Genomic DNA, 4,917 nt, shown 5'->3' with positions numbered 1-4,917 from the left:
CGCTGACCTCGCCCCATTCGGCATGCATCCGGTGGGTTGTCACATCCTCTACCTTCACCGGCAGGAAGGTGCCCGCGCCCACATGCAGCGTGACATGGGTGAAAGCCACGCCCCTGGCGGCAAGTCGCGCCAAGAGGTCACCGTCGAAATGCAGCGACGCCGTCGGCGCGGCAACCGCCCCGGAATTGCGGGCAAAGACCGTCTGATAATCCTCGCGGTCCTGCGCGTCAGGGGCCCTGAGTGCCGCGATATAAGGCGGCAGCGGCATCGCCCCCGCCTCGGCCAGTGCCGCGTCGAAATCGGGGCCGGTCAGGTTGAAGTTCAGTTCCGCCTGCCCCTCGGCGATTCCCACCACTTTGGCCGAGAGCACATCGGAAAACCGGATCACCTCGCCCTCTTTCACTTTGCGCAAGGGCTTGGCGAGTGCCGCCCAGTGCCCGCCCGGGCGCGGCTCCAGCAGCGTCACCTCGACCTTCGCCACCGCCTCACCCTGCCCCGTCGCCCGGGTTCGGGTGCCCGCCAGCCGTGCCGGGATCACCTTGGTATCGTTCAGGACCAATCGGTCGCCGGGGCCAAGCAGGTCGATGAGGTCGCGCACATGCAGATCGCGCATCGCGTCGCCCTCGGCCACCAACAGCCGGGCGGCGGTACGCGGTCGCACGGGCCGGGTGGCGATCAGCCCCTCGGGCAAATCGAAATCGAAATCGGAAAGCTTCATTGTTTGGGTTTCGGCGGGTTGGAGCGGAAAATGTCGCGGAACATGCCCGGGGTGAGGATTGAGAGTGGATTGACGCTGACCTGCGGCGCGTCGGCTCCTCCATACAGGCGATAGTTGAAGCCGAAAAGCCCCTCGCCCTCGCGCGAGACGGCCCGGCCGATCTGGTTGATCAGATAGACAGGCGATACCGTGCCCTGAAGATCGATGCGCCCGGCACCGGTGTCATAGATCCCCTCGGCCGAGATACCAAGCGAGGGGCCCGTAGCGGATCCCTGACGAATATGGACGCCACCCGGTGACAGCCGGAAATCACCCGCGACGCGGTCGAAATGGATACCCGGCCCGTTCAACTGGTTCAGTAGGCCGACAACCGAAACGGCATCGAGAAGCGAGGCAAGGGCCGGCGCATCGACAACACGGAACCCTTCGATGACGGCGCGCCCGTCATATTGGCCCTCGCCCCCGACCGGGCTGAGCGAAAGGTCAAGCGCGCCGCCGACGCCGCGTGTAAAGATGTTGGCCGCGCGCAGGACCGCGCCCGCATCAGCCGAGCGGATACGGATTGCGCTGCGGTTTCCGGCAGGTGTCACCCGCCCGGTGACAGAGGCCGCGCCGTTGATCTGCCCGGTGAAGTCCCCGGCAAGCCCGCCTTGCGTATCGAAATCGCCACGAAATCCGGTCAGCGCGATGCCTTGCGAAACCTGCAACCGGTCCAAAGCCACCGACAAGGGCGCCCCTGCCCCGCCAGAGCCACGCCCGAACGATGCCCGCCTGAGGTCGAGATTGCCGCCTTCGACAACCACCGCAGGTGCGATCCCCTTGCCGCGGCCACGCAACGTCCCGGCCCCCTTGAACCAGTCGCCAATGCTCAGGGAATTCAGGCGCAAAGCCTCAAACCCGCCCTCTCGCGTCAAAAATACCCGGCCGGACGCGGCAAAGCCCGATGCCTCAAGCTCGATCAGATCAACCTCGGCCGGTTGGCCCAGCCGCCCCACGACCGCCAGGCGCCCGGTTGACCCCGTGCTTTTCGACCATCCCACCTGCGGAATGGAGAGGCCAAGCCCCCTGATCTCGGACCCGAGGCGGAATTCGGTCGGCTTGCCGCGTTCGAACCGCAGCACGATCCGCCCCTGTCCCACCCCCGAAACAGTGCCCGGTGGCAGACCGATATCGAAGGCATCAAGGAAACGCTGCGACAGTTCGACCGTGCCCTCCACTTCGCTTTTGCCTCGGTGTTCGGGGCCGAAAACCTGCCGCCAAACGGCATCGACGGGCACGCCCGAGAAGGTTGCGGGGCCAGAGATTTTCAGCCCTTCCTTGCTGGCCGCGATATCAAGCGCCCCGGCGGTCAGCATCCGCCCCGGTGCCAGCGTGTCCGACCGCACATCGATCAGCTTGCCCGTGACCCGATAGCCGACATCCTCGGGCTTGATCTTCCGGGCAAGGATCAGGTCAAGCTCGGTCTTCAGCCGCGCCCGTCCCTCGGCCAGATCGACCGGACGCCCGGCCTTGGTCAGAAACTCGAACGGTTTCTGATCCAGCAGTGAAAGGGCGGCCGTGATCGTGCTGTCGGTCACCAGCGTGAATGTCGCAGGTGCCGGTTTGATGCGCAGATCGGGGATCGACATCACGCTGCCTGCAACATCGATATCGCCCCCTTCAGGCGCGGTCAGATGGCCCTTGTCGACGACCAGCGTGTAGGAATAATCATTGATCGCCGCATAGCCCGCGCCATTCCTGATCGGCGGTAAGGTCTTGATCACCCGCACCTCGGTGTCGCGGTAGTCATAGCCAAGGGAAAAATGCGGCTCGCCCCCCGGATGCAACCGGAAGGCCGAAGTGACATCGAAGAGTTCACTGGTTGCGACATTGTCCTCAAGCCAGGCGCGGGTCTTGGGCACGGCCGCCACCGGCCAGAGCGCCATCAGCCGGTCCGAGCGGATCGCATTGATCGCGAAATCGACCGCCACGCCCCAACCATCGTCATTAGCGGTCACTTTGCCCTTGGCGCTGATGCGCTGATCCTTCTCGACCAGCGTCAGCTGACCGATATCGAGCCCGAACGGATCAAGCCGCAGGCGAAAATCGAGTGCCCCATGGGTGAAGGTGACCGGATCGGTGAACACCCCTTCGGGATCGACTTTCAGATCGGAAATCGCGACCTGCGTCACCAGCGTTTCAGGCCAGGCCCCGACAAAGTCCTTCAGCCATGCCTTGGCCGATGCTTTCACCCTGAGGGATGCACTGTTGACCGTAATGTCGGTAAAGGTCACCTGCGCGCGGTCGGGGTTGTAGTCCATGGCCAGCCGGACACCATCGAACCGCACAGGATTGGCATCCTCGGTCGGTTGCAGCGCCCCTGCACCGATCTCCAGAACCGCCGACAGCCCGGAATAGGCCCCGTCCGCCCAGACGCCGGTTTCAAATGCGCCCGAAATCGGCGCGTCGAGCGCGGCAAGGAACGTCAACGCGGGCGACTGAACCGCCAGATCGCGCGACGGGACATCCTTGATTTTGACCGACAACCCCGCCTCGGGCGTTCCTTTCACTGAAAAGAACTCAAGTTCCGCAGTTGCAGGCGCGTCCCCGGCCCCTTTCAGCTCTGTGCCAAGGCCGATCTCGATCCGTTCGACGGTCTGATCCAGCTTCAGCCAGCCGCCCGATGCGGTCCAGACACGTCCGGTTCTTAGGTCATCCAGCCTAAGATTGAGGTCATCGACCTCGATCCAGTCAATGTCCCGCAGAACCGGCAGGGTGAAGGCGTCATCGACAGCCTGCAACAGTTCTGCGGGGCTGAGGGTTTGCGCCGGGGCGCTGGACCCAAGCGAAAGGTCAAGACGGCCATCCTCAAACCGTCTGAGCGCGATACGTGCGCCGCTGATGCGCAGGGATCGTGGCTCGACCCGGCCGCGCAGGGCCGCGCCGGGTTTCAGCGAAGCGCCAAGTTCCGGCAGCACCGCGATCCGGGTGCCGGAACGCGAAAAAAGCTCCACATCCGCCAGGCGGATATGCGGCACGAAATGGTCGTCGACGTTGAATTCCAGCCCGCCGATCCGGGTCGAGGCCTCACCCGCAAGAACGGCATTCGCCCGCGTCTCAATGCGCGAGACCAGCCAGCCCGGCGCGGAAATCACCTGCCCCGTCATTCCCAGCGCCACGACGGTTCCGATCATCGCAACGATGACCAGCAGCAAAACCTGCCACAGGCGCCGATGCCGGCGCCGCGGCGGGGCCTCTTCTTTCTGGCCCGTTTCACTGGTTTCGTTCATTCGCCGTCGCCCTCTGGGCCGCACCTCTGCGGGGCTGCGACCGAAGCCCCCCTTTATCTTTGCGGCGATGGAAGTAAAACACAAAGCGAATTGGTATGGCACAGGAGGCAGCGACATGCTCAACCCCGGCGACACAGCCCCGGATTTCACCCTGCCCGGCAACGATGGCGCTACGGTTTCGCTTGCGGGTTTCGCGCCGAAGAAGGTTGTGCTCTACTTCTACCCCAAGGATGATACGCCGGGCTGCACGACCGAAGCGCTTGATTTCACCCGGCTGGCCGACGAATTCGCCGCCGCTGGCACTGTTGTGGTCGGGGTCTCCAAGGACAGCGCGAAAAAGCATGACAAATTCTGCACCAAGCACGGGCTGGGGGTGATCCTTGCCTCGGACGAAGCGGGCGATACCTGCGAACGCTACGGGGTCTGGGTCGAAAAGAACATGTATGGCCGGACCTATATGGGGATCGAACGCACGACCTTTCTGATCGACGGTACCGGCCAGATTGTCCGTATCTGGCCCAAGGTGAAGGTCAATGGCCACGCGGCCGAGGTTCTGGACGCGGCGCGCGCGCTGTGAGCCTGTCGCTGGCCGAAATGGCTGTGGAGGTGCTGACCACCGCCGATGGACGGGCCAAGACCGCGCTCAGCCATGCCCATGCCGCGCGCTGGCGCGAGGCCCGCGCGGCGGGGACCCCGCTGGCAATCGGCCGGGCCACACCGCCGATGCAGCCCTCGCGCCCGGAAAGGCCGGAACTGCTGCCGCCGCGCGATGTGCCCCGCCGCAGGCCCGGCTCGCCGCAGGGGCGCATCGCGTTGCTTCATGCTCTGGCCCATATCGAACTGAACGCGGTGGACCTGCATTGGGACATCATCGCGCGCTTCACCGACACCGAAATGCCGCTTGGTTTCTATGACGACTGGGTGAAGTCG

At 64.6% G+C, this 4,917-nt stretch carries 4 protein-coding genes; 2 read left to right on the top strand and 2 right to left on the bottom strand.

The window, feature by feature from the left end:
* The coding region (locus tag WBB85_RS21600) for an S-adenosylmethionine:tRNA ribosyltransferase-isomerase (RefSeq protein WP_432640634.1) at window positions 1-718 on the bottom strand (718 nt) is incomplete at its 3' end.
* A complete protein-coding gene (locus WBB85_RS21595; RefSeq protein ID WP_432640633.1) occupies window positions 715-3,987 on the bottom strand; it encodes an AsmA-like C-terminal region-containing protein in 3,273 nt (1,090 codons plus the stop codon). The genes WBB85_RS21595 and WBB85_RS21600, both read right to left, overlap by 4 nt.
* A 115-nt stretch (window positions 3,988-4,102) precedes the next feature.
* On the opposite strand from WBB85_RS21595, the gene bcp reads away from it, so the two are divergent.
* Together bcp and WBB85_RS21585 are read left to right on the top strand one after the other, a co-directional pair.
* Window positions 4,103-4,564: a thioredoxin-dependent thiol peroxidase gene (gene bcp / locus WBB85_RS21590; protein WP_432640632.1), complete on the top strand. Its 462-nt coding sequence runs from the start codon at window positions 4,103-4,105 to the stop codon at window positions 4,562-4,564.
* A gap of 17 nt (window positions 4,565-4,581) precedes the next feature.
* A partial coding sequence (locus WBB85_RS21585) for a DUF455 family protein (RefSeq protein WP_432640635.1) occupies window positions 4,582-4,917 on the top strand: 336 nt, incomplete at its 3' end.

It is taken from the genome of Albidovulum sp., assembly GCF_049646345.1.
In the GTDB taxonomy this organism is placed as follows: Bacteria; Pseudomonadota; Alphaproteobacteria; order Rhodobacterales; family Rhodobacteraceae; genus Albidovulum.
Note: the sequence above shows the minus strand (reverse complement) of the source record. Positions and strands in the feature narration are given on the sequence as shown.